Raw genomic sequence first — 22,163 nt, 5'->3', positions numbered from 1 at the left:
ATGAAATATATATGGAAAAAAATTTACGGTTTCAACGCAAAAATGCTTCTTCCAATGCATCCGTAGGTAGAGAATTTGAAGTCTGGGCTGAACAATATTTTGCTCAAGCAGAAAGGTTAGATTTAACGAGAAACTTCAAATTAAGTATTGGTGCAGGAGAAGTAAAAAAAGAACATAATTTTGATTTGGGCTGCGATTACGATACTAAAAAAATACTAGTTGAATGCAAATCACATACATGGACGGATAGTGGTAAGGTACCAAGTGCAAAACTGACTGTTTGGAATGAGGCAATGTTCTATTTTTTACTTGCTCCAAGTGAATATCGAAAAATAATGTTTGTGCAAAAAGATTTTAATTCCAAACTTAAAAAAACTTTAGCCCAGTATTATCTACAGCGGTATTCTCATCTTATCCCTGAAGATGTTGAACTTTGGGAATATGATGTAGTTAGTCATAAACCAACTAGATTGCGCTAAATACCCAATCTATATTTACATCTTAAAAGTAAAAATGCAGCAGATGTGGGGAAACCCAACAAATCCGTTAAACCACTCGAAACGTTAGGTTTGGCAACTTAACCTGCATATTAAAAACAAAAAAGGTCGTCTGAAAACCATATAAAGACCTTTTCAGACGACCGAAAAGCCACAACCTTCAAACCAAGGATGCAATCCATGAACGAACAAGATTTAGATTTGGACAATCTCGACAACCTGCTTGAAGATTTTGACGGCGTTACCGTGGAAGGCGGCGTCGATTCAGAAAACGACGACGGCTGCGAAGGCGGCGCGTGCAAAATCTAAACTTCAGGCCGTCTGAAAATCGGCAAACAAACTACTTAAACTATCAAAAACATTAAGGAAACCACATCATGGCATACAGCGATAAAGTAATCGACCACTATGAAAACCCCCGCAACGTCGGTACTTTCGACAAGGGCGACGATTCCGTCGGCACCGGCATGGTCGGCGCACCGGCCTGCGGCGACGTGATGCGCCTGCAAATCAAGGTAAACGATGCCGGCATCATCGAAGACGCCAAATTCAAAACCTACGGCTGCGGCTCGGCCATCGCCTCGTCCAGCCTGATTACCGAATGGGTCAAAGGCAAAAGCCTCGATGACGCGCTGGCCATCAAAAACAGCGAAATCGCCGAAGAGCTCGAACTGCCGCCGGTGAAAATTCACTGCTCGATTCTGGCCGAAGACGCGGTCAAAGCCGCCGTGGCCGACTACCGCAAGAAAAAAGAAACCGCTTCCGCGTAAACGCCTTAATCTTGCAAACAGGTTTTCAGACGGCCTTTGAGCCAAAATGCAGATATAAGGCCATCTGAAACCAAGTTTCACAGCAAGGAAACGCCATGCCCTTTACCGAAGCGCAAATCAGCAGCCTGCTTGCCGTAAAAGGCGTAGGAAAAACCGTATTGCAACGCTTGCAGCAAATGGGTTTGAACGACGCGGCAAAACTGGCGGCGGCCGATCCCGCCGACATTCTGCAACAAGGCGCAAACCTGACCGGCTCGAGCTGCTGGAAAAACAGCCCGCAGGCCAAAGCCGCCATCACCGCCGCAGTCGCATGGGCAAAGCAAACCGTTTCAGACGGCCTTTAACGGCAAAATCCGAAAAGGCTGTCTGAAAAACCAAGCAAAGGAAAAAGAAAAACATGATCACCATCACAGAAAACGCCGCCAAATACATCAACAGCTATCTGACCAAACGCGGCAAAGGTCTCGGCGTGCGCTTGGGCGTGAAAACCAGCGGCTGCTCGGGCATGGCCTACAATCTCGAATTTGTCGATGAGCCCAATGCCGAAGACCTGGTATTTGAAGAACACGGCGCAAAAGTGTTTATCGACCCGAAAAGCCTCGTCTATCTCGACGGCACTCAGGTCGATTACACCAAAGAAGGCTTGCAGGAAGGTTTCAAATTTGAAAACCCGAATGTCAAAGACTCATGCGGCTGCGGCGAAAGTTTCCACGTTTAAACCGCAAAAAAAGACGGGACAGTTGCCAAAACCGTCCCGCCATTTTTTCGCAGCCTGCCTGTTGTAACTGCCTTTGCCTTTCTTGTTCTGCTGTGTTTTATGCCGGAACAGATTGGATCTCACCAGGGCTTTGAGCGCGTTGTCGCGGATTTTGCCCTTATTGTGCTGAAATTTTGAAGCCATTGTTTTTCCTTTCGTTTAAACGGTGGCAGATTATAAAAAAGGTCGTCTGAAACAGCAAGAAGAAAGAATCATGAGCCAATACTTCGATTTGTTCCAACTGCCCGAAGGCTTCGCACTCGACGAAGCCGAACTGGAAACCCGCTACCGCGCACTCGCCGCCCGTTTCCATCCCGACCGCTGCGCCGCCGCGTCCGCATTCGAGCAGAAACAGGCCGTGATGATGTCGGCCACCGTCAACGAAGCCTACCGCACCCTCAAAAACCCCACCGACCGCGCCGCCTACCTGCTCAAACAGCAGGGCATCGATGCCGACGCGCCCGAACACACCTCCTTCGCCCCCGAGTTTCTCATGCAGCAGATGGAATGGCGCGAAACGCTGGCCGAAGCCCGCGCGGAACAAGACCGGGCCGCGCTGGCTGCGTTAAGCGGAGAAACCGCCGCCGCGCAACAGGAATTGCTGCGCAGCCTACAACAGGCGTTTGCCGCGCGGCAATACGAAGAAGCCGCGCAACTGGTGCGGCAGGGGCGTTTCCTCGACAAGCTGGCCAAAGAAATTTCCGCATCCGCAGAGGCCGTCTGAAAACAAGAAAACAGACCGCCCGTTTTTTTTATCCCACCACACACACAACATCACTATGGCACTCCTCCAAATCGCCGAACCCGGCATGTCTGCCGCGCCACACCAGCACCGCCTCGCCGTCGGCATCGACTTGGGCACGACCAACAGCCTTGTCGCCACCGTCAAAAGCGGCAGCGCAAGCTGTCTGCCCGACGAACAAGGCCGCGTTACCCTACCCTCGGTCGTGCGCTATCTTTCAGACGACCAAATCCGTGTCGGCTACGAAGCCCTTGCCGAACAAAAAACCGACCCGCTCAACACCGTCAGCTCGGCCAAACGCCTGATCGGCCGCACGCTGGCCGATTTGTCGCAGCAGCCGCACTACCTGCCCTACCGTTTCGGCCAAAGCGGCCAAGTGATCGAGCTTCACACCCGCCACGGCCTCAAAACGCCCATCGAAGTGTCGTCTGAAATCCTCAAAACCCTCAAAACCCGCGCCGAAGAAAGTTTGGGCGGCGCACTCGTCGGCGCAGTGATTACCGTGCCCGCCTATTTCGATGACGCGCAACGCCAGGCCACCAAAGACGCGGCGCGACTGGCCGGATTAAACGTATTGCGCCTGCTCAACGAGCCTACCGCCGCCGCCATCGCCTACGGCCTCGACAACGGCTCGGAAGGCACGTTTGTCGTGTACGACCTCGGCGGCGGCACGCTCGACGTATCCGTGCTCGAATTGAGCAAAGGGCTGTTCCAAGTCAAGGCCACCAACGGCGACAGCGCGCTCGGCGGCGACGATTTCGACCAACGCCTGTTCTGCCACCTGCTCGAACAGCACGGCCTCTCGCAGCTTAACGAACAAGACGGCAGCCACCTGCTCGCCCTCTGCCGCCGCGCCAAAGAAACCCTCACCCGCGAACCCGAAGCCCTGATCGAAACCGCGTTTTCAGACGGCCGAGCGTTCCGCGCCACCGTTACCCGTCAAGAATTTCACGACCTCACCCGCCATCTCGTGCAAAAAACCATCGAGCCGGTGAAACAGGCATTGAAAGACGCGGGCGTGTCCAAATCCGACATCAAAGGCGTGATTATGGTTGGCGGCTCGACCCGAATGCTGCACGTCCAGCAGGCCGTCGCCACCTTCTTCGGCCAAACCCCGCTCAACAACCTCAACCCCGACGAAGTCGTCGCGCTCGGCGCAGCCATGCAGGCCGATGTGCTGGCGGGCAACAAAAGCGGCGGCGAATGGCTGCTGCTCGATGTCATCCCCCTCTCGCTCGGCCTCGAAACCTACGGCGGTCTGGCCGAAAAAATCATCCCGCGCAATGCCACCATCCCCACCGCCCGCGCACAGGATTTCACCACATTCAAAGACGGCCAAACCGCCATGACCGTCCACGTCGTGCAGGGCGAGCGCGAGCTGGTGGCCGACTGCCGCAGCCTCGCCAAATTCACCCTGCGCGGCATTCCGCCGATGACCGCCGGCGCGGCGCGTATCCGCGTAACCTTCCAAGTCGATGCCGACGGCCTGTTATCCGTGTCCGCGCAAGAGCAGTCTACCGGCGTTCAGGCGCAGATCGAAGTCAAACCCTCCTACGGCCTCGACGACGAAACCATCACCAAAATGCTGCAAGAGAGCATGAGCAAGGCTTCAGACGACATGGCCGCCCGCGCCCGTGCCGAAGCCGCCGTCGAAGCCGAAAGCCTGCTCGGTGCCGTGTCCGCCGCGCTCAAACTCGATGCCGACCTGCTTGGCGAAACCGAGCTTGCCGCCATCCGAAACGACATCGCCGCCCTCGAAGGCCGTCTGAAAAACGGCACAGCCGAAGACATTCGCGCCGCCACCGCCGCCCTCGGCGCAAGCACCGACAACTTCGCCGCCAAACGCATGAACCGCAACATCCAACGCGCACTGGCGGGGCAGAGTATCGACGATATTTGAATCAACCCCTTTCAGACGACCTTTTGTGTTTTAAAACAAAGGCCGTCTGAAAACACAGCTTCAACGAAGTTAAAACACACGCAACACAATATATATGAGACTCTGGCACGAAACCCTCATCCCCCGCCTGCCCCACTCCCAGCTTCTGGGCCAGCACCGCGAATGCGCCGCCCTGCGCGGCGCGGGCTGGGGCAGGCCGCATGCCACGGTAAACTACGTTTTCCGCCATCCGCCCTACCTGCTCTACCGCTACCACCTGCTCATCATGCAGGAAATGGCCAAACGAGGCTACAAACCCGACCAACAATGGCTCAACCCGCGCCATCGCGGCAAAACCCTGCCGCCCTACGAACACGACAACCCCGCGCCCGCCGGTAGCCCGATTTACCCAGAACACAACGACGACTATCTGCAAGAATGCCTCGACAACCTCAAAAGCAAAGGCATTATTCTGCCTGCCGACTCCGTATAGGGTGTGCGGGTCTGCCACGCACACGGTAAGCAATATTTTAAAAAACAGCCGCCAAGGTCGTCTGAAACCATCAAACACAAACCAAACCACCTTCATTAAAGAGAAAACAACAATGCCCAAAATCACCGTATTGCCACACGCCGTCCTCTGCCCCGAAGGCGCAGTCATCGAAAACGCCCCCGAGGGCCAAACCGTGCTCGACGTTTTGCTCGATCACGATATCGAAGTCGACCACGCCTGCGAAAAATCCTGCGCCTGCACCACCTGCCACGTGATTATCCGTAAAGGCTTCGACAGCATGGAAGAGCCGACCGAACTCGAAGAAGACCTGCTCGACCAGGCCTGGGGCTTGGAAGCCGACTCGCGCCTGAGCTGCCAGGCCGTCGTCGCCGATGAAGACTTGGTGGTCGAAATCCCCAAATACACCATCAACCACGCCCGCGAAGATCATTAAACAGACAAAAGGCCGTCTGAAACACCCCCGGCCGACGTCATTCCCGCGTAGGCGGGAATCTTGGTCAGTATTCAATAATGCTTTAAAAAACAAACCAATATCCAATCCGCAACAAGATTCCTGCCTGCGTGGGAATGACGGCATTGAGACATATTCCGGCGCAAACGGCCAAAACGCCGATACCCAAGGCCGTCTGAAACACAACCACCCTTCCCGCCACGCCACAAGGAGCACCCTCATGAAATGGACCGACACCCAACGCATCGCCGAAGAACTCTACGACCTGCACGGCGACACCATCGACCCGAAAACCCTGCGCTTCACCCAACTGCGCGACATGATTCTCGCCCTACCCGAGTTCGACGACGACCCCGCCCGCTGCGGCGAGCGCATTCTCGAAGCCGTGCAGCAGGCCTGGATCGAAGAGGCGGAATAATGCCCCGCCACCCCTACCGCCGCCTGCGCGCCGCCCAAAACACCCTGCCCGAAGTCGGCATCTCCGAATCCGGCAACATCCGCTCCCTGCACCTGGGCAGCAACACCATCCAAAGCTCAATGAACCTCGACGACCCCGCCGAACTCGTCCTCTCATACAGCCGCGCCATGATGGGCTGGCTGCTGTTTGCCGACCCGCCCGCACACATCACCCAAATCGGCCTCGGCGGCGGCTCGTTCGCCCGCTGGATAGACGCGCACCTGCCCGACACCCGCCAAAGCGTCGTCGAAATCAACCCCCAAGTCATCGCCGTCGCCCGCAGCCTGTTCGAGCTGCCCTTTGAGGGCGAACACTTTGAAATCATCGAAGCCGACGGCGCGCAATACGTCAAAACCCTGCTCGGCGGCACCAACATCCTGCTGGTTGACGGCTTCGACGGCGAACAAATCATCGACAGCCTCGTATGCCCCGAATTCTTCCGCGACTGCCGCCGCGCCCTTTCCGAAAACGGCATCTTCGCCGCCAACTGGTGGAGCGGCGACAAACGCTACCCCCGCTTCCTCGCCGAACTCTCCGCCGCCTTTGAAGGCCGCGTACTGCAAATCCCCGCCGAAACCCACGGCAACATCGCCGTAACCGCCTTCTGCCGCACCCCGCGCGAACTGCGCTTCGACACCCTGAAAAAACGCGCCGCCAAACTTGCCGGCCAATACGGCCTCGACTTCCCCGCCCTGCTTGCCGCCGCCAAAGCCGCCAACCCCCACAACGGCAGCGCGTTCACCCTCTGAACCGCAGGCCGTCTGAAACCGCATTGCGCAACAAACGCGACACCGCCTAAGCCCCAACCCGCTTTTCAGACGGCCTCTTACCCCCAAAGCGGCGCACACAGCCCTTGCCAAACAACACAATCAGGCCGTCTGAAAACCGAAACCGCCAAGCCCCACAACATGCAGCAGCGCAAAATCATCCACATCGACATGGACGCCTTCTACGCCTCCGTAGAACTGCGCGAACGCCCCGAACTGCGCGGCCAACCCCTCGTCGTCGCCTGGGAAGGAGCGCGCTCCGTCGTCTGCGCCGCCTCCTACGAAGCCCGCCGCTTCGGCCTGCACTCGGCCATGTCCGCCGCCGCCGCCCGCCGCCGCTGCCCCCAAGCCGTATTCGTACCGCCGCAGTTCCCCCTCTACCGCCAAGTCTCCCAACAAATACACGGTATCTTCCGGCGGCACACCGACCTCATCGAACCCCTCTCCCTCGACGAAGCCTACCTCGACGTAACCCGCAACAAACAAAACCACCCCTACGCCGGCGACATTGCCCGCCTCATCCGCGCCGACATCCTCGCCGAAACCGGCCTCACCGCCTCCGCCGGCATCGCCCCCAACAAATTCCTCGCCAAAATCGCCTCCGACTGGCACAAACCCGACGGCCAGTTTTCCCTGCCCCCGCAGAAAATCGAAGCCTTCCTCGCCGCCCTGCCCCTGGGCAAAATCCCCGGCGTCGGCAAAGTAACCCTGCAAAAAATGCACCGCCTCGGCCTCAAAACCGCCGGCGACTTGCGCCGCATGGAACGCGGCGAACTGGCCAACCTCTTCGGCAAATGGGGCTACCGCCTCTACGACCTCGCGCGCGGCATCGACAACCGCCCCGTCAAAGCCGAACGCGAGCGCGTCCAGATTTCCACCGAAATCACCCTGCCCGAAGACCTGCCCCTCGCCCTCATCCTGCAACACCTGCCCCACCTGGCCGCAGACCTCTGGGCGCAGGCCGCACGCAAACAATGCCGCGCCCGCAGCGTAACCCTCAAACTCAAAACCGCCCGCTTCCGCACCCTCACCCGCAGCCTCACCTACTCCTCCCCCCTGCCCGACACCACCGCCCTCCTCGCCGCCGCCCGCGAACTCGCCGCCCGCATCCCGCCCGACACCGAAGGCGGCTACCGCCTCATCGGCCTGGGCGTCTCCCACCTCGAACAACCCGGCATCCAGCCCGATTTATGGCCGCAAAACGAAGAGGCCGTCTGAAAAAACCTTCTGCCGTCATTCCCGCGCAGGCGGGAATCTTGGCGGAACGCAGGCAATGTCCTGTTTATTCAAAATATTGCCGAATATCAAACAAGATTCCCACCTGCGCGGGAATGACGACCGTGGAAGTAGGGTGTGTCGCCCCACGGCGACGCACGCGCTCTCTGCCGCCCAACGAATCCGCGCGTTTTCCAAAAATCCAAACCGCGTGCGTGGCTGCGCCACACACCCTACTTAACGGCAAGAGGCCGTCTGAAAAAACAAAATCCGTTTTTTCAGACGGCCTCTGCCGTTCGGGCAATACGTGCGGGTCAGAACAACTCGTCCAGCGTGTCGCCGCCGGAGGGGCGGTTTTTTTCCGGCGGTGCGGTTTTGGCGGTGGCCTTCAAACGCGCGACGGCGGGGGCGTAGTGTTGCGTGGCGGCGGCGAGATACCAGGCGGCGGCCGCGTCGGTGTCCCGGCCCACGCCGCGTCCCTGTTCGTACATTGTGCCGAGCTGGTACTGGGCGGCGGCCAGACCCTGTTTGGCGGCTTTGAAATACCACAGCGCGGCGGTTTTGTCGTCTTTGGGAACCTGTTTTCCTTCCGCGTAGAGGTTGCCCAAGGCGTTTTGCGCTTCGGCGTCGCCCGCTTCGGCCTGTATGCGCAGGCGTTCTTCTTCCGTGAGGCTGCTTTTTGCCGGTTCGCCGTCGCGCCATTCGCCCTTGAAACGAATCCGCCCTTCCGCGTTGGTAAGGGTGCCCTGCCCTGCGAAATTCAGGCTTTTCCCGTCAAACCCGCCACGGTAGCGGCTGCCGTCGTCAAAACGGCAGGCGGCATCGGAGCGGGTGAAACGGCCTGCGCAGCCGCCGTCGGCCGTTATCAGTACGCCTTCACCGGCGGGGATGCCGTCCCGGGAAACGTAGCCGGTATAGCGGTTGTTGCTGGCGGTTATTTCGCCCTGCCCGTCGGGGTCGCCACCGGAGAAGCCGCCGGTGTAAACCACGCCGTCGGGATAGGTGATTTTGCCTTGCCCGCTGCGCAGGCCGTCGGCAAAGCCGCCCTGATAGCTGCCGCCGTCGGCGTAGCGGCAGACGGCTTGGCCGTTGAGTTTGCCGCCGGAAAAGCGGCCTTCGCATGTGCCGCCGTCGGGATAGGTGATTTTGCCGTTTTCGGCTTCGGCCAGGCCGTTGGCGATGCCGCCCCGATAGACGCTGCCGTCGGGGTAGCGCAGGATGTTGCTTTCGGGCGCGGGCGCGGCGGGCGCGGCGGCGGTTTCGCGTTTTTCAGACGGCCTTTTGGCAAGGGCGGACAAAACGTAAAACGCAAACAGAACGCCGACGACAACCGCCGCAATAGCCATGCCTGCGGCCACACCCGAACCGCTGCGGTACGGTGCGGCGCGGTTTTGCAGACGCTGCACGGCCGCCTGCGGCGCGGCAGCGGGATTGGCGAAACAGCGCGGCGCGCGCGGCGGCTGCGCGGCAGGATAATGTTCGGCCAGTTGGCGGCACAGGGCGTGGAGGTGGTCGAGCGCGGCGGCGGCATCGGCTTCGGTGTAGGGGTTTTCCGCGTCTTCGTGGGCGGCGGCGTTGCCTTTGAGGCGGATGAAGTCGAAGCGTTCGGTTTTGTCCTGATAGCTGATGATTTCTTCTTTGAGCAGCACAAACAGGCGGTCGGCCTGTTTGGACAAATCCAATTCGGGTTTGGAGCGCGGGTTGGCGGGGCTGTAAAACGGGTTGGCAATCATGCCTTTGGCGGGCAGGCCGGTTTGAATCAGGAGGAATTCGGTGATTTTTTCCGCAGCGGTGCGGCAGGCGACGAGCGACGCGCCGAAACGCCCGGGACAGTCTGCCTCGGCTTCCCGCGCTTTTTTGGCCAGTGCGGCGGGGAAATGGGGATAACGCTCGAGAAAGGAAAAACGGGATTCGGTCATTTCAGACGGCCTGTTTGCGCAAAGCGGCGATTATACAGGCGCAGGCAGCCGGATGCCGCCCGTCATGTTTTCAGACGGCCTGTTAAAGGCCGTCTGAAAAACGTACAATCCGCCGCTTTGCCGCACAGGGTGTGTTGACATTCAACACACCCTAGGCATCCCGCACCGCAGGATTTTTTTATGACAGACACACAGCACAACATCGTCGTCGGCCTCTCCGGCGGCGTCGATTCCTCCGTAACCGCCGCGCTGCTCAAACAGCAGGGGCACAGCGTGCGCGGCGTGTTCATGCAAAACTGGGAAGACGACGACAACGACGAATATTGCAGCATCAAACAAGATTCCTTCGACGCCATCGCCGTGGCCGACATCATCGGCATCGACATCGACATCGTCAATTTCGCCGCGCAGTATAAAGACAAGGTATTCGCCTATTTTCTCAAAGAATACAGCGCAGGCCGCACGCCCAACCCCGATGTGCTGTGCAATGCCGAAATCAAGTTCAAATGCTTCCTCGACTACGCGCTGGAACAGGGCGCGGACGTGATCGCCACCGGCCACTACGCCCGCAAAGAAATCATCGGCGGCCGCCACTGCCTGCTCAAAGGCTTAGACGGCAACAAAGACCAAAGCTATTTTCTCTACCGCCTCAAACCGCACCAGCTCGAGCGCGCCGTTTTCCCGCTCGGCGGCTTGGAAAAACCCGAAGTGCGCCGCCTTGCCGAAGCGTTCAAACTGCCCACCGCCGCCAAAAAAGACAGCACCGGCATCTGCTTTATCGGCGAACGCCCGTTCCGCGAATTTTTGCAGCAGTATCTGCCCACCAACCCCGGCAAAATGATCACGCCCGAGGGCAAAACCATGGGCGAACATGTGGGGCTGACCTTTTACACCATCGGCCAGCGCAAAGGTTTGGGCATCGGCGGCGCGGGCGAGCCGTGGTTTGTGGCCGGCAAAAACCTGCCGCGTAACGAGCTTTTGGTGGTGCAGGGGCACGACCATCCGCTGCTTTACACAAACAGCCTGGTGATGAACGATTTGAGTTTCACCCTGCCCGAACGCCCCAAACCCGGCCGCTACACCTGCAAAACCCGCTACCGCATGGCCGACGCGCCTTGCGAGTTGCGCTATCTCGATGAGGACACCGCCGAACTCGTTTTCGACATGCCGCAATGGGCGGTAACGCCCGGCCAGTCGGCCGTGCTGTACGACGGTGATGTCTGCCTCGGCGGCGGCATCATTGTTTCCACCGACAAACCGCTGATTGTCGGCGCGTAAACCCGTCCGACGGAACGGCAAAGAGGCCGTCTGAAAAACCGATATAGTGGGGTACAGATCAAAAGTATCCGATGTAGGCTGGGCTTCAGCCCGGCAAAATATCAGGAAAATAGTGATTTAGCCGGGCTGAAGCACAGCCTACGATAGGTAGCTTCTATTTTGTTTCACTATATCAACCTATGCCGAACCCAAGGTAGGGTGTGTCGCCCAGAGGCGACGCATGCGTTCTCTGCTGCTTCAACAAATCCGCGCTGTTCCCAACAGCCCAAACCGCGTGCGTGGCTGCGCCACACACCCTACCTAAACGGAAAAGGCCGTCTGAAAGCCGGATTTACGGATTTTCAGACGGCCTCTTGTTTGCAGAACGGCGTATGTGGGCAGCTTGGTGAGATTTACTGCCCTTCCTCGGGCAGGCGGCTGATGCGGACTTTTTCGATGCGCTGGCCTTCTTTTTCCAGCACTTCAAACCGCCAGCCGCAGTAGTCCGCGCTTTCGCCGACTTCGGGCAGGTTTTCCAGCTCTTCCATGATGAGTCCGGCCACGGTGTGGAAGGGGGCGTCTTCTTCCGGCGGCGGCAGGCCGATTTGGGGGGCGAGTTCGACGTATTCGAGGCTGCCTTCGACTATCAGGCTGTCGGCCTGCGCGCCGCTTTCGGGCTGCGCGCTTTCTTCTTCGCGCTCGAATTCTTCGGGGAATTCGCCGGCGATGGTTTCGAGCAGGTCTTTCATGGTAACCATGCCCAGCACCGCGCCGAATTCGTCCACCACCAGGGCGTAGTCCGCGCTGCTTTGGCGGAAGAGTTCGATGGCGTTGAGGGCGGTGGTGCTGTCGGGCAAAACGAGCGGCTGGCGCAGGGCGGCGAGGATGTTGATTTCGCCGCCGTCGAGCACTTGGTTGAGCAGGTCTTTTTTGCTGACGTAGCCCAGGGGTTCGTCCACGCCGGCTTTGCCGACGACGAGCAGACGGGAATAAGGAGTGGTTTGCAGCTGGCGGCGTTGTTCTTCGCGGCTTTGCGAGATGTCGAGTTTTTCGATGTCGCGGCGCGGCACCATCACGCCGGGGATGGGGCGTTCGGCCAGGGTGAGCACGCTGCGGATCATGGATTTTTCGTTTTCTTCAAAATGCCCGTTGTCGCTGCCGCCTTCGTCGGTTTCGGCGAGGATGCTTTCGCGGATGCCCATCATGCCGAGCACGTTTTCGGCGGTGCGCTGCCGCCACGAGCTGCCGCTGTAATCTTTGCGCTTGGTGTTGCGCTGGGAGATTTGGTTGAAGATTTCGATGAGGATGGAGAAGCCGATGGCGGCGTAGAGGTAGCCTTTGGGGATGTGGAAGTGGAAGGCTTCGGCGATGAGGCTGAATCCGATCATCAGCAGAAAGCCGAGGCAGAGCATGACGACGGTGGGGTGTTTGTCGACGAATTCGGTGAGGGCTTTGCTCGCCCACATCATGACGCTCATGGCGACGACGACGGCGGCCATGGCGACGACGATGTGTTCCACCATGGCCACGGCGGTGATGACCGAGTCGATGGAGAACACGGCGTCGAGGATGAGGATTTGGGCGACAACGCTCCAAAAGGGCGAGTGTTTTTTGCGGCTGTCGGCTACGGCGAAGTGGTTCGCGCCTTCGAGGCGTTCGTGCAGCTCGGTGGTGGCTTTGTAGAGGAGGAAGAGGCCGCCGGCGAGCATGATGAGGTCTTTGCCGGAGACGGCATACGCGCCCAGATGCATAAAGGGGGCGGTGAGGGTCATGATGTGCGCCATGAAGGCGAGCATGACGATGCGCAGGAGGACGGCGAGGGAGAGGCCGGTGAGGCGGGCTCTGTCGCGGGCTTGGGGTTTGACTTTGTTGGCGAGTATGGCGACGAAGACGAGGTTGTCGATGCCGAGTACGACTTCGAGCAGCAGGAGGGTGGCGAAACCTATCCAGGTCTGCGGCTCGGCCAGCCAGCTTAAATCCATGAGTGTGCGTGTCCTTGGGCGGAAAACCGGTTTTCAGACGGCCTCAAAACGCTTTGGGGCTTTCTGAAAAGCGGGGGCGTGGAAAAGGCGCGATTATAGCTTATTTGCCTGATTGGGGCGGGGCTTCGTCGTGGTGCAGACCGAAAAGGTCGGGCGCGCCGGGGCGGCGGTGGGCGAGGTAGTACCAGTCGCCGCTGCCGGTCAGCATACCGAGGATGCCGTGGTTTTTCAGGCCGGTGAGCGCGGCAATCTGTTGTGCGAGCTGTTCGGAGGCTTCGTGGCGCAGCGGCGGGCGGGTGAAGCGGCAGGGTGTTTCAAACACGATTTGCGTCGGCGCGAATTTGTCGCGCGGAATCAGGGCGGTTTGCACGAGATGCCCCGGCCGGTAACCGGTTTGCTGGATTGCGTCGACGCCGACGCCTTCGTAATCGGACAGTGGTATCACTTCGGCTTTGCCGTATCGCCGCTGCCTGCGGACGCAGGTGGGCGTGATGACAATACTGTAATCGTAACGGCGGATACGGTAGAGCAGCAGGGCGGCAGCGGCGCACAGGGCGAGCAGAAAAATCAAGCGGTTCGGCCCGACTCTCCAAATCATGAGTATGACGATGACGCTTTCGAGCAGGTCGGTTGCCACGCTTCCTGCGGTAGGGGGATTGCGGAGGATGATTTCGTTCATGGGAAAGCCTTGTTATCGTATTGTCGTTTGAGGCCGTCTGAAAAGCGCGGGATGCGTTTTCAGACGGCATCTAGGGTCTGTTGACATTCAGCTTGCGAGTGGTTTTTTGAGGAAAAATCCACGTATGCAAGGGAAAAAGCGCAGCAAGGTTGGACACCTGCGGGCATTTTTGACGCGGCAGACGTGGATTTTTACCAAAAACACCGCCGCAAGGCTGATTGTCAACAGACCCTACGGTTTATTGCTGCGGCGCGGTTGCGATGACGCACGCGCCGTAAACCTGCCCGCCCGCGCTGTCGGCGGCGGTTGCGCCGCTGTGGCACGACCACGCGCTGAGGGAGTTTTTCGGCGAGCCTTGGATGACTTTGTCGCTGTACACCATGTAGGCGAAGGCTTTGCGCTTGGCGTCGTAGTAGCGCATCACCTGCATGCTTTTGAACACGAGGCTGGAACTGCGTTTGAACACCTGTTTGGGCTTGGCAACGGCGCGTTCGGAAAAGCGCACAGCGGGAGCGGTCTGCACGCAGGAGACGGAGGCGTCGCTGGCGTCTTCTTCGAGGTTGACGGTTTCTTTGAGGCCGCCTTTTTTGGCGTAGGACAGGTAGCAGGTCAGCCCCTGCACGTCTTCGTCGTCGAAGCCTTCGATTTCGATGCGGTCGTTTTTGCCGAGGAGGTTGAAGACGGTGCTGGCGTTGCCGATTTTGTCGGCCTGCGAGTCGCAGGCGGCCAGCGCGGCGGCGGCCAAAAGGCAGGCGGCGGTTTGTTTGAGTTTCATGGGGTTTCCGTGCGGTGTGTGAAAGAGGCGGCATTCTGCCACAGCGTGGGCGGCTTTCCAAACGGCGGCGGTTGGCAAGACGTTTTCAGACGGCCTCAATAGGCTTTGAGGCCGTCTGAAAAACGGGTTGGAACATTTTGGGGAAAGGCTTTGCGGCGTTCCGTATGCCGCCGCTTATCCGCCAAGTGCGTCGCGGGGCGGCACACCCGACATGATGCAGGCCGCAAAATTTTTCAGACGGCCTCAACAGGCTTTGAGGCCGTCTGAAAAACGGGTTTACAGCCGCACTTCGATGCCTGCTTCGCGCATGGCCTCTTTGGCCCGGCGGATGGAGATTTCGCCGAAATGGAAGATGCTGGCGGCCAGCACGGCGTCGGCCTTGCCTTCTTGGATGCCGTCGATCAGGTGCTGCACGCTGCCGACGCCGCCGGAGGCGATGACGGGGATGCCGACGGCTTCGCTGACGGCGCGGGTGAGCGGCAGGTTGAAGCCCTGGCGCGTGCCGTCCCTGTCCATGCTGGTGAGCAGGATTTCGCCCGCGCCGCGCCGCTGCATTTCCCGCGCCCATTCTACGGCATCGAGGCCGGTGGGCTTGCGGCCGCCGTGGGTGAAGATTTCCCAGCGGCTGTTGTCGGGATTGACGGCTTTGGCGTCAACGGCAGCGACGATGGCCTGCGCGCCGAAAAAGGCGGCGGCTTCGGAGACGAGTTCGGGCTTGGTTACGGCGGCGGTGTTGATGCTGACTTTGTCCGCGCCGGCGTTGAGCAGGCGGCGGATGTCGGCCACGCTGCGCACGCCGCCGCCGACGGTGAGGGGGATGAAGACGTGTTCGGCCACTTCCTCGATGACGTGCAGGATGGTGTCGCGGTTGTCGGAGGAGGCGGTGATGTCGAGGAAGGTGATTTCGTCCGCGCCCTCGTCGTTGTAGCGTTTGGCCACGGCGACGGGGTCGCCCGCGTCGCGCAGGCCGAGGAAGTTCACGCCTTTGACCACGCGGCCGTCTTTCACGTCCAAACAGGGGATGATGCGTTTTGCCAGTGCCATGTTGCGTTTCCGTAAGAAACCGCCGCAAGCGGGCGGCGGGTCAGCCGATAAACGGGGAGAGGACGGCTTTGGTGTTTTCCGGCTGGCCGAGCCAGTAAAAGCCCATCGAGCCGAGGGCGGCGATGGCCAGCGTGGCGGCGAAGCTGCTGGATAAGCGGTTGACGGCGGTGAGCACCAGCGCGGTGTAGAGCCACTGCACGGCGATGCCGGCCATCCAGATGCCGTCCATCGGCGGCAGGCTCATGGTCATGAAGCCGCGTATGATGACGACGATCACCATGAAGCCGAGGCTTTCCGAGAGGGCGTAGATGTCGCGGTTGGCCGACCAGATGATCCAAAAGCCCAAAACGAATGCTTCCAACATTTTTCTATTTCCTTAAATCGTTGTGTTTTACCCGTAAAAATCCGTGTGTTACCGCTGCGTGAGGCTGTCGGCCAGCCGCTGCGCCTCGGCAAAATCAATACTGCCCTCGTAGATGGCGCGGCCGGTGATTGCGCCGCTTACGCCGTGGGGTTCGGCGGCGGCGAGGGCGCGCACGTCGTCGAGGTTGGTGAGGCCGCCCGAGGCGGTAACGGGCAGGCCGGTTTCCTGCGCCAGCCGGACGGTGGCCTCGGTGTTGATGCCCTTCATCATGCCGTCGCGGCCGATGTCGGTGTAGATGATGCCGTTCACGCCGTCGCCGGCGAAACGCCGCCCCAGATCGGCGGCGCGGTGCGGCGTGATTTTCGCCCAGCCGTCCACGGCCACCATGCCGTCTTTGGCGTCGAGGCCGACAATGATGCGGCCGGGAAACTCGCGGCAGGCTTCGCGCACGAAATCGGGGTTGTCCACGGCGGCGGTGCCGATGATGACGTCGTTCAGCCCCAGCGCGAGGTATTTTTCGATGGTGGCGAGGTTGCGGATGCCGCCGCCGAGCTGCACGGGGATGTGTTGCGCGACGGCCGCGAGTATCTCTTTGATGGCGGGAAAGTTTTTCGGCTCGCCGGCAAACGCGCCGTTCAAATCCACCAGATGCAGGCGGCGCGCGCCCTGTTCGAGCCAGTGGCGCGCGGTTTCGGCGGGCCGGTCGGAAAAGACGGTGGCATCGTCCATCACGCCCTGGCGCAGGCGCACGCATTTGCCGTCTTTGAGGTCGATGGCGGGAATCAGCAGCATGGTTTTATCCTTGGCTATCGGGACATTGAGGCCGCCCCGCCTGCGCGGGGATAACGTTTCCGAACAACGGTTTGCACGCTTTGCGACGGCGTTTTCAGACGGCCTTTTCGGGCGGTAAAAGCCGCCGTTATGGCTTTTGAATACATGCACAGCGGCATGTAAAGCGCATTTTACACAAATTAGAGATTACTCACAATTAATTTGCAAGTATTTTTTGACGGGCCGTGTGTAAAGGAAAACGGGCGGTATTCAACTTTTAAGGTTTAGAGAACATCGGAAAATGTCAGGTCAGGAATATGGCGGGACAACATGAAAATATCCGCTCTGATATTTGCACGGCAGGCAGGGTGTATGACGCAGCCACGCACGCGGTTTTTCGGGAGCGCGGGGTGGCGGGATTGGTGATGCGGCGCAGGACACGTGCGCCGCCTTGGGGCAGCACACCCTACCTACATATACAGAGGCCGTCTGAAACCTGTATTGCGTTTTCAGACGGCCTTTTTTATGGTGCGGCGGAGATCGGTCGACCTTCCGTAGGGTGTGTGGCGCAGCCACGTATGCGGTTTTTCGGAGACGCGGGCGGCGGAATTGGTGATGCGGCGGGGAACGCGTGCGCCGCCTTGGAGCGGCACACCCTACCTTAGAGACGGAGGCCGTCCCCGCCTACGCGGGAATGACGTTTCTGAAAAGCGGCAAGCCGGTTGGCGTTTTTTTATTTTAATACAAACAAATTGTTATACCTGCCACGTCAAAAAGTTGCGCAGCAGGATGAGGCCGGCGTCGTGGCTTTTTTCGGTGTGGAACTGGGTGGCAAACACGTTGTCGCGGCCGACGATGCAGGGGAAGGGGGCGGGGTAGTCGCTCTCGGCCAGCACGATGGTTTCGTCCTGCGGCGCGAAACGGTAGCTGTGGACGAAATAGAAGCGGGTGTTTTGCGGGATGTCGCGGAACAGCGGGTGGGGGCGGGTTTGGCGCACGCTGTTCCAGCCCATGTGCGGCACTTTCAGACGGCCTCCGTGCGCGTCGGTGAGGCCGTCTGAAAAGCGTATGACATCGCCGGCAAACCAGCCCAGTCCGGTGGTGCCGCCTTCTTCGCTGTAATCGAACAGGAGCTGCGCGCCGACGCAGATGCCGAAGAAGGGTTTGTTTTTCAGGCCGTCGGCCACGGCTTCGCCCAGCCCGCTGCGGTTCAGCGCGGCCATGCAGTCGGGCATCGCGCCCTGGCCGGGGAAGACGATGCGGTCGGCGGAGGCCACTTCTTCGGGTTTGTCGGTCAGCACGATTTGGGTGCGGCTGCCGGCGAGGCGGGCGGCTTCGCGCACCGAGCCGAGCACGGAGTGCAGGTTGCCCATGCCGTAATCGACGATGGCGGTTTTCATGGTTTTCTCCTTCGGGTGGTATTTAGGGCGTGTTGACAAGCAACACGCCCTACGCAAGTTGAAGCCGCGTTTTCAGACGGCCTCTTGCGGGATTTTGGCAAACAGGCGCAAGAAGTTTGCGGTGGTGGCGGCGGCGATGTTTTCGAGGGTGTCGCCGCGCAGGGTGGCGAGGAATTCGGCGGTGTGGCGCACGTAGGCCGGTTCGTTGGTTTTGCCGCGTTTGGGCACGGGGGCGAGGAAGGGGGCGTCGGTTTCCACCAGCATCCGATCGAGGGGAACATAGCGGGCGGCTTCCTGTATCTGCGCGGCGTTCTTGAAGGTTACGATGCCGGAGAAGGAGATGTAGAAGCCCAAATCGAGGGCGAGGCGGGCGACGCGGGTGTCTTCGGTGAAGCAGTGGATGACGCCGGCGTGGGCGCGGTGTTCGCGCAGCAGGCGCATGGTGTCGTCGGCGGCTTCGCGGGTGTGGACGATGAGCGGCAGGCCGCTTTGGTTGGCGGCTTCGATGTGGGTGATGAAGCGGCGGTGCTGCCAGGCAAGCTCGCCCTTGCACCAGTGGTAGTCGAGGCCGGTTTCGCCAATGGCGGCCACTTTGGGCAGGGCGGCGCGTTCGGTGAGTTCGTTCAGGGTGAATTCTTCGGCTTCGGGGTCGTCGGGGTGGATGCCGACGCTGGCGTAGATGTTGGGGTGCGCCTCGGCGATGGCGTGCACTTGCTCGAAACTGTCGCGGCTGACGCTGACGGCCAGGGCGAGGGCGACTTGGTTTGCGGCCATGTTGGCCAGCACTTCGGGCAGGCGTGCGGCGAGGTCTTCAAAGTTGAGGTGGCAGTGGGAGTCGATGAGCTGCATGGTCTGACATGGGCAAGAGGCCGTCTGAAAAAACGGTCGGGCTTTTTCAGACGGCCTCTTGCCGGATTTACATGGTGAAGGTGGGGCGGTCGCTTTTGAGGGAGGTGCCGAGCTGTTTTTCAATCAGGTTTTTGACGGAAATGCAGATTTCGTCTTTGCCGAAGGCCACGCCGATGCCGCGCGGGCGCACGGGAGTGGAGCGGGCGAAGTTGACCCAGCCGACGTTGGTGCGCAGGAATTTTTTGTCCTGGCTGTTGCCCAGCGAGAGGGCGAGCAGCACTTCGTCGCCGAGGGAGAATTTGTCTTCGGTGGTAACGAACAGGCCGCCGTGCTCGAAGAAGGGGATGTAGCAGTTGTAGAGCGATTGCAGGTCGGGGATGTGCAGGTTGAGCATTTTGCCCGGGATGGGGATGTTGGTCTGGCGGCTGAAATCGAAGTCTGAATTGGATTGTGCCATTTTCGGTTTTCCTGTGTTTGCTATTTGTTCTGCCAAAAGCGCAGATATTCGGTGAGTAGGGATTCGGCCTGCATTCTAACACTCAATGTGTGGCGGCCGTAAGGGACAAGGGCGTTGAGGCGGGTATTGAGGGCGAACAGGGCGGCGGGGGCGGTGCGGTGTGCGACGGCGGCCGACTGGGCGGCGAAGGCGGGGTAATAAAGGGGCGACATCTGCCGCTGCGCGAGGCCGACGTCGAGCAGCCATTTGTGCATCCAGTCGAGGAACACGGCCAGCGGCAGCTTGTGTTTGTCGAAGGCGGCGGCGTAGTCGAGGGCGGCGATGAGGCGCGGGGCGGCGAAAAACTGCAACAACTCGCCGCGCAGGGCGGTTTGGGCGGCCTCTTCTTCAAACAGCGGCGCGCCGCTGTGGAAGGCGAGCAGCTCTTCGGCGTGCTGCGGGTGGTACCGGCGGACGTAGTCCAGCGCGGCGGCGCGGCCGGGGGCGGGCAGCACGGTTTGGCGGCAGCGGCTTTTGACGGTGGGCAGCAGGCGGTCGCGCTCGTGCGACACCAGCAGGAAAACCACATCGGTCGGCGGCTCTTCGAGGATTTTCAACAGGCCGTTGGCCGCCTGCGCGTTCATGGCTTCGGCCGGATGCACCAGCGCGACGCGACGCCCGCCGCGCACGGCGGTGAGGCGGATGTGTTCGATCAGCTCGCGCACGGCGTCGATTTTGATTTGTGGCAGCCTGCGGGCGGCGGTTTCGCCTTCGGGGGTTTCGGGAGCGAGTTCGTAGAAGTCGGGGTGGCTGTTTTGCGCAAACAGGTGGCACGAGGGGCAGACGCCGCAGGGTTCGCCGTCGGCGGCGGCGTTTTCGCACAGCAGCGACTGCGCCAGATGGCGGGCGAAGGCGGTTTTGCCGGTGCCGCGTTTGCCGGCAAACAGCATGGCGTGCGGCAGACGCTGCCGCTGCGCGGCAATCTGCCGCCATTCGTATTCGTGCCAGGGATAAATCATGGAGCGGGCGGGGAAACAGGGAAAAGGGGCGCATTATAACGGCTTTGCGCGGCGGGAAAACAAAGTGAGGCCGTCTGAAAGCCCCGTTTTGCGGTTTTCAGACGGCCTCTGTATTGTCCGACATCAGCCGCTGACGCGGATGCCCTGCGCGGCGGTGTTGCCCTGCTGGCCGCCCGCCGCGCTGAGGAAGGACGAGGCCAGATCGGTGCAGCAGCCGCAGCAGGTGGCCACGCCCAGCTGCGACTGCAAATCCGCCAACGTGGATGCGCCGGCGGCAACGGTTTCTTTGATTTGATGGTCGGTAATCGCATTGCAGATGCAGACAAACATGGCGGTTCCTGTGCTGAAATTCGTTCTGTCAAATAGGATTAAATTATGTTACCGAATATAAATGGAAACGGTTAGTGTTGCAAGGGGGTAGAGTGTAAAGACGGGGCGCGGATGTTTTTCAGACGGCCTTTTTGTTTGGCGAAAGGCCGTCTGAAAAACGGCGGACGGGAAACGCCATGCGCGGCGGGCTTTACCGCGCCGGCAGCCGCGCCAGCCACAGCCCGAACGTAGTCAGGCACAGCGAACCGGCCAGGTGCAGCGCGGCATTGAGCGCGGCGGCGGCATAGCGTTGCTGTTGCAGCATGGCGACGGTTTCCAGCGAAAAGCCGGAAAAAGTGGTGAGGCTGCCGAGCAGGCCGGTTACAAACCACAGCCTCCAATACGGCGGCAGGCCGGGGAACAGCTCGGACACACCCGCCGCCAAGCCGATGAGCAGCGCACCGATCCAGTTGGCCAGCAGCGTGGAAAAAGGAACGGGCCGGATAAAGGAAGCGAGCCACACGCCCAGCAGCCAGCGGGCGGACGCGCCCAACACCGCGCCGCAGGCCACAGACAGAAAAGCAGGCAGCGGCGCGTTCATGATTCGCTTTCAGACGGCCAGATGCTGTTGCGGTGCCGCAGATAGTGCGCGTCGTCGAAGGAGGCGAGCAGCTGCGGCTTGAAGGCGACGAACACGGCGGCGAACAGGCCGCTGAGGAAGGCTTCGCCCCAGCCCAAGAGGAAAAACACGGGGAAGGCACGGTGCCACAAACCGGCGGCGGCGAAGGTTGCCGTGTGCGAGAGCAGGGCGACCGAGGCCGCGCCCGTGGCCAGCATCCCCAGCGCGGCGGCGAAAAAGCCGTTGATGAAGATATAGAGGAACAGATTGGGCGGCAGGAAGCGGCGCACGGCGTATTTCAGCGTTTCGGCCACCGCCGCCGCAGGCAGCACGGCAAACAGCACGTCCAGCGGCCAGGCCGCCAAACCGCCCTGCCCCGCCGCGAGCCAAAGGTGCGGCAGCATAAACAGCGCGGCCAGCCACAGCACCGATGGCGCGCCCAGCATCAGGCAGCCGAGCGACACGCCGAGCAGGTGGTAGCGCAGGCCGCCGGTGAGTCCGCCGTCCGCGCCCGCGTCCAGCGACCAGAACACGGCGAAAAAACACAGCAGCACGCCCGCCGCCTGCGGCCGCGCCCGCAGCGCGGCGAAGGCGGGCTTGGCGCAGGCGGCCAGCAGAAGCAGCAGCACGGCGAGGGATGCGCCGTGCAGCGCGGGGGAAAACCATTCGGCTCGGAAGTCCATAATTATTC

General features: G+C 60.3%; 27 protein-coding genes and 1 pseudogene. 13 read left to right on the top strand and 15 right to left on the bottom strand.

Features of this window, described 5'->3' with window-relative positions; all coding sequences use genetic code 11:
- Positions 1-11: 11 nt before the first annotated feature.
- From H3L91_RS05370 to iscA, 5 genes are all read left to right on the top strand, one after another.
- Positions 12-479, top strand: a complete 468-nt coding sequence (locus H3L91_RS05370; RefSeq protein WP_007342567.1) for a hypothetical protein — start codon at positions 12-14, stop codon at positions 477-479.
- A 198-nt stretch (positions 480-677) separates the two neighbouring features.
- Positions 678-806 (top strand): hypothetical protein, encoded by a 129-nt coding sequence (locus tag H3L91_RS12465; protein ID WP_002234986.1) that lies wholly within the window; start codon positions 678-680, stop codon positions 804-806.
- Positions 807-874: 68 nt separating this feature from the next.
- Positions 875-1,267, top strand: a complete 393-nt coding sequence (gene iscU, locus H3L91_RS05365) for a Fe-S cluster assembly scaffold IscU (protein WP_007342565.1) — start codon at positions 875-877, stop codon at positions 1,265-1,267.
- A 95-nt stretch (positions 1,268-1,362) separates the two neighbouring features.
- On the top strand, positions 1,363-1,611 hold the full coding sequence (locus tag H3L91_RS05360; protein ID WP_007342564.1) for a hypothetical protein: 249 nt from the start codon (positions 1,363-1,365) through the stop codon (positions 1,609-1,611).
- 53 nt (positions 1,612-1,664) lie between these two features.
- Positions 1,665-1,985 (top strand): iron-sulfur cluster assembly protein IscA, encoded by a 321-nt coding sequence (gene iscA / locus H3L91_RS05355; RefSeq protein ID WP_007342563.1) that lies wholly within the window; start codon positions 1,665-1,667, stop codon positions 1,983-1,985.
- Here iscA and H3L91_RS05350 read toward each other — a convergent pair.
- Positions 1,945-2,168 (bottom strand): annotated as a pseudogene (locus H3L91_RS05350) (alternative ribosome-rescue factor A). The gene iscA and the pseudogene H3L91_RS05350 sit on opposite strands and share 41 nt — an antisense overlap.
- A gap of 70 nt (positions 2,169-2,238) precedes the next feature.
- Here H3L91_RS05350 and hscB point away from each other — a divergent pair.
- The 7 genes from hscB (at position 2,239) to dinB (ending at position 8,052) form a co-directional block, all read left to right on the top strand.
- Entirely contained in the window at positions 2,239-2,748 is a 510-nt protein-coding gene (hscB, locus tag H3L91_RS05345; protein WP_007342561.1) for a Fe-S protein assembly co-chaperone HscB, read from the top strand.
- 55 nt (positions 2,749-2,803) lie between these two features.
- Positions 2,804-4,666 (top strand): Fe-S protein assembly chaperone HscA, encoded by a 1,863-nt coding sequence (gene hscA / locus H3L91_RS05340; RefSeq protein WP_007342560.1) that lies wholly within the window; start codon positions 2,804-2,806, stop codon positions 4,664-4,666.
- A gap of 94 nt (positions 4,667-4,760) precedes the next feature.
- Positions 4,761-5,138 carry a TIGR02328 family protein gene (locus H3L91_RS05335; RefSeq protein WP_007342559.1) on the top strand — a complete coding sequence of 126 codons (378 nt, stop codon included), beginning with the start codon at positions 4,761-4,763 and terminating at the stop codon, positions 5,136-5,138.
- 112 nt (positions 5,139-5,250) lie between these two features.
- Complete coding sequence (fdx, locus tag H3L91_RS05330) at positions 5,251-5,592, top strand: ISC system 2Fe-2S type ferredoxin (protein WP_040658848.1); 342 nt, start codon at positions 5,251-5,253, stop codon at positions 5,590-5,592.
- A gap of 238 nt (positions 5,593-5,830) precedes the next feature.
- Positions 5,831-6,028 carry a Fe-S cluster assembly protein IscX gene (iscX, locus tag H3L91_RS05325; RefSeq protein WP_007342557.1) on the top strand — a complete coding sequence of 66 codons (198 nt, stop codon included), beginning with the start codon at positions 5,831-5,833 and terminating at the stop codon, positions 6,026-6,028.
- Positions 6,028-6,816 (top strand): polyamine aminopropyltransferase, encoded by a 789-nt coding sequence (locus H3L91_RS05320; RefSeq protein ID WP_007342556.1) that lies wholly within the window; start codon positions 6,028-6,030, stop codon positions 6,814-6,816. The genes iscX and H3L91_RS05320 overlap by 1 nt, the downstream gene beginning before the upstream one ends.
- 159 nt (positions 6,817-6,975) lie before the next feature.
- Complete coding sequence (gene dinB / locus H3L91_RS05315; protein WP_007342555.1) at positions 6,976-8,052, top strand: DNA polymerase IV; 1,077 nt, start codon at positions 6,976-6,978, stop codon at positions 8,050-8,052.
- 311 nt (positions 8,053-8,363) lie between these two features.
- On the opposite strand, the gene H3L91_RS05310 is transcribed toward dinB, so the two are convergent.
- Positions 8,364-9,968: a tetratricopeptide repeat protein gene (locus H3L91_RS05310; RefSeq protein WP_007342553.1), complete on the bottom strand. Its 1,605-nt coding sequence runs from the start codon at positions 9,966-9,968 to the stop codon at positions 8,364-8,366.
- A gap of 180 nt (positions 9,969-10,148) precedes the next feature.
- Here H3L91_RS05310 and mnmA point away from each other — a divergent pair, with 180 nt between their 5' ends.
- Positions 10,149-11,246, top strand: a complete 1,098-nt coding sequence (gene mnmA / locus H3L91_RS05305) for a tRNA 2-thiouridine(34) synthase MnmA (RefSeq protein ID WP_007342552.1) — start codon at positions 10,149-10,151, stop codon at positions 11,244-11,246.
- A gap of 392 nt (positions 11,247-11,638) precedes the next feature.
- Here mnmA and H3L91_RS05300 read toward each other — a convergent pair whose 3' ends face one another.
- The 13 genes from H3L91_RS05300 to H3L91_RS05240 form a co-directional block, all read right to left on the bottom strand.
- Positions 11,639-13,207 carry a TerC family protein gene (locus H3L91_RS05300; protein WP_007342551.1) on the bottom strand — a complete coding sequence of 523 codons (1,569 nt, stop codon included), beginning with the start codon at positions 13,205-13,207 and terminating at the stop codon, positions 11,639-11,641.
- Between the two features lie 100 nt (positions 13,208-13,307).
- Positions 13,308-13,886 (bottom strand): hypothetical protein, encoded by a 579-nt coding sequence (locus tag H3L91_RS05295; RefSeq protein WP_007342550.1) that lies wholly within the window; start codon positions 13,884-13,886, stop codon positions 13,308-13,310.
- Positions 13,887-14,124: 238 nt separating this feature from the next.
- Complete coding sequence (locus tag H3L91_RS05290; protein ID WP_040658845.1) at positions 14,125-14,661, bottom strand: CreA family protein; 537 nt, start codon at positions 14,659-14,661, stop codon at positions 14,125-14,127.
- Positions 14,662-14,937: 276 nt separating this feature from the next.
- Positions 14,938-15,705 (bottom strand): imidazole glycerol phosphate synthase subunit HisF, encoded by a 768-nt coding sequence (gene hisF / locus H3L91_RS05285; protein ID WP_007342547.1) that lies wholly within the window; start codon positions 15,703-15,705, stop codon positions 14,938-14,940.
- Between the two features lie 40 nt (positions 15,706-15,745).
- Entirely contained in the window at positions 15,746-16,069 is a 324-nt protein-coding gene (locus H3L91_RS05280; RefSeq protein ID WP_007342546.1) for a hypothetical protein, read from the bottom strand.
- 48 nt (positions 16,070-16,117) lie between these two features.
- On the bottom strand, positions 16,118-16,861 hold the full coding sequence (gene hisA / locus H3L91_RS05275) for a 1-(5-phosphoribosyl)-5-[(5-phosphoribosylamino)methylideneamino]imidazole-4-carboxamide isomerase (RefSeq protein WP_040658843.1): 744 nt from the start codon (positions 16,859-16,861) through the stop codon (positions 16,118-16,120).
- A gap of 734 nt (positions 16,862-17,595) precedes the next feature.
- Entirely contained in the window at positions 17,596-18,240 is a 645-nt protein-coding gene (gene hisH, locus H3L91_RS05270) for an imidazole glycerol phosphate synthase subunit HisH (protein WP_040658841.1), read from the bottom strand.
- Between the two features lie 72 nt (positions 18,241-18,312).
- Complete coding sequence (locus H3L91_RS05265; RefSeq protein ID WP_007342542.1) at positions 18,313-19,089, bottom strand: TatD family hydrolase; 777 nt, start codon at positions 19,087-19,089, stop codon at positions 18,313-18,315.
- A gap of 67 nt (positions 19,090-19,156) precedes the next feature.
- Entirely contained in the window at positions 19,157-19,546 is a 390-nt protein-coding gene (locus tag H3L91_RS05260) for a PilZ domain-containing protein (RefSeq protein WP_007342541.1), read from the bottom strand.
- Positions 19,547-19,566: 20 nt separating this feature from the next.
- Complete coding sequence (holB, locus tag H3L91_RS05255; protein WP_007342540.1) at positions 19,567-20,544, bottom strand: DNA polymerase III subunit delta'; 978 nt, start codon at positions 20,542-20,544, stop codon at positions 19,567-19,569.
- 123 nt (positions 20,545-20,667) lie between these two features.
- Positions 20,668-20,874, bottom strand: coding sequence for a (2Fe-2S)-binding protein (locus H3L91_RS05250; RefSeq protein ID WP_007342539.1), 207 nt, complete (start codon positions 20,872-20,874; stop codon positions 20,668-20,670).
- 190 nt (positions 20,875-21,064) lie between these two features.
- Positions 21,065-21,454, bottom strand: a complete 390-nt coding sequence (gene crcB, locus H3L91_RS05245) for a fluoride efflux transporter CrcB (RefSeq protein ID WP_007342537.1) — start codon at positions 21,452-21,454, stop codon at positions 21,065-21,067.
- Positions 21,451-22,155 (bottom strand): energy-coupling factor ABC transporter permease, encoded by a 705-nt coding sequence (locus tag H3L91_RS05240; protein WP_007342536.1) that lies wholly within the window; start codon positions 22,153-22,155, stop codon positions 21,451-21,453. The genes crcB and H3L91_RS05240 overlap by 4 nt, the downstream gene beginning before the upstream one ends.
- Between the last annotated feature and the right edge of the window lie 8 nt (positions 22,156-22,163).

The sequence above is a fragment of the Neisseria bacilliformis genome (genome assembly GCF_014055025.1).
Taxonomy (GTDB): domain Bacteria; phylum Pseudomonadota; class Gammaproteobacteria; order Burkholderiales; family Neisseriaceae; genus Neisseria; species Neisseria bacilliformis.
The sequence above is the reverse complement of the archived record's forward strand: the minus strand, read 5'-3'. Positions and strand labels throughout refer to the sequence as shown.

Excerpts from the sequence above, each read along its gene's own strand:
- H3L91_RS05370 (WP_007342567.1), top strand. The coding sequence starts at position 12 with ATGGAAAAAAATTTACGGTTTCAACGCAAAAATGCTTCTTCCAATGCA.
- H3L91_RS12465 (WP_002234986.1), top strand. The coding sequence starts at position 678 with ATGAACGAACAAGATTTAGATTTGGACAATCTCGACAACCTGCTTGAA.
- iscU (WP_007342565.1), top strand. The coding sequence starts at position 875 with ATGGCATACAGCGATAAAGTAATCGACCACTATGAAAACCCCCGCAAC.
- H3L91_RS05360 (WP_007342564.1), top strand. The coding sequence starts at position 1,363 with ATGCCCTTTACCGAAGCGCAAATCAGCAGCCTGCTTGCCGTAAAAGGC.
- iscA (WP_007342563.1), top strand. The coding sequence starts at position 1,665 with ATGATCACCATCACAGAAAACGCCGCCAAATACATCAACAGCTATCTG.
- hscB (WP_007342561.1), top strand. The coding sequence starts at position 2,239 with ATGAGCCAATACTTCGATTTGTTCCAACTGCCCGAAGGCTTCGCACTC.
- hscA (WP_007342560.1), top strand. The coding sequence starts at position 2,804 with ATGGCACTCCTCCAAATCGCCGAACCCGGCATGTCTGCCGCGCCACAC.
- H3L91_RS05335 (WP_007342559.1), top strand. The coding sequence starts at position 4,761 with ATGAGACTCTGGCACGAAACCCTCATCCCCCGCCTGCCCCACTCCCAG.
- fdx (WP_040658848.1), top strand. The coding sequence starts at position 5,251 with ATGCCCAAAATCACCGTATTGCCACACGCCGTCCTCTGCCCCGAAGGC.
- iscX (WP_007342557.1), top strand. The coding sequence starts at position 5,831 with ATGAAATGGACCGACACCCAACGCATCGCCGAAGAACTCTACGACCTG.
- H3L91_RS05320 (WP_007342556.1), top strand. The coding sequence starts at position 6,028 with ATGCCCCGCCACCCCTACCGCCGCCTGCGCGCCGCCCAAAACACCCTG.
- dinB (WP_007342555.1), top strand. The coding sequence starts at position 6,976 with ATGCAGCAGCGCAAAATCATCCACATCGACATGGACGCCTTCTACGCC.
- H3L91_RS05310 (WP_007342553.1), bottom strand. The coding sequence starts at position 9,968 with ATGACCGAATCCCGTTTTTCCTTTCTCGAGCGTTATCCCCATTTCCCC.
- mnmA (WP_007342552.1), top strand. The coding sequence starts at position 10,149 with ATGACAGACACACAGCACAACATCGTCGTCGGCCTCTCCGGCGGCGTC.
- H3L91_RS05300 (WP_007342551.1), bottom strand. The coding sequence starts at position 13,207 with ATGGATTTAAGCTGGCTGGCCGAGCCGCAGACCTGGATAGGTTTCGCC.
- H3L91_RS05295 (WP_007342550.1), bottom strand. The coding sequence starts at position 13,886 with ATGAACGAAATCATCCTCCGCAATCCCCCTACCGCAGGAAGCGTGGCA.
- H3L91_RS05290 (WP_040658845.1), bottom strand. The coding sequence starts at position 14,661 with ATGAAACTCAAACAAACCGCCGCCTGCCTTTTGGCCGCCGCCGCGCTG.
- hisF (WP_007342547.1), bottom strand. The coding sequence starts at position 15,705 with ATGGCACTGGCAAAACGCATCATCCCCTGTTTGGACGTGAAAGACGGC.
- H3L91_RS05280 (WP_007342546.1), bottom strand. The coding sequence starts at position 16,069 with ATGTTGGAAGCATTCGTTTTGGGCTTTTGGATCATCTGGTCGGCCAAC.
- hisA (WP_040658843.1), bottom strand. The coding sequence starts at position 16,861 with ATGCTGCTGATTCCCGCCATCGACCTCAAAGACGGCAAATGCGTGCGC.
- hisH (WP_040658841.1), bottom strand. The coding sequence starts at position 18,240 with ATGAAAACCGCCATCGTCGATTACGGCATGGGCAACCTGCACTCCGTG.
- H3L91_RS05265 (WP_007342542.1), bottom strand. The coding sequence starts at position 19,089 with ATGCAGCTCATCGACTCCCACTGCCACCTCAACTTTGAAGACCTCGCC.
- H3L91_RS05260 (WP_007342541.1), bottom strand. The coding sequence starts at position 19,546 with ATGGCACAATCCAATTCAGACTTCGATTTCAGCCGCCAGACCAACATC.
- holB (WP_007342540.1), bottom strand. The coding sequence starts at position 20,544 with ATGATTTATCCCTGGCACGAATACGAATGGCGGCAGATTGCCGCGCAG.
- H3L91_RS05250 (WP_007342539.1), bottom strand. The coding sequence starts at position 20,874 with ATGTTTGTCTGCATCTGCAATGCGATTACCGACCATCAAATCAAAGAA.
- crcB (WP_007342537.1), bottom strand. The coding sequence starts at position 21,454 with ATGAACGCGCCGCTGCCTGCTTTTCTGTCTGTGGCCTGCGGCGCGGTG.
- H3L91_RS05240 (WP_007342536.1), bottom strand. The coding sequence starts at position 22,155 with ATGGACTTCCGAGCCGAATGGTTTTCCCCCGCGCTGCACGGCGCATCC.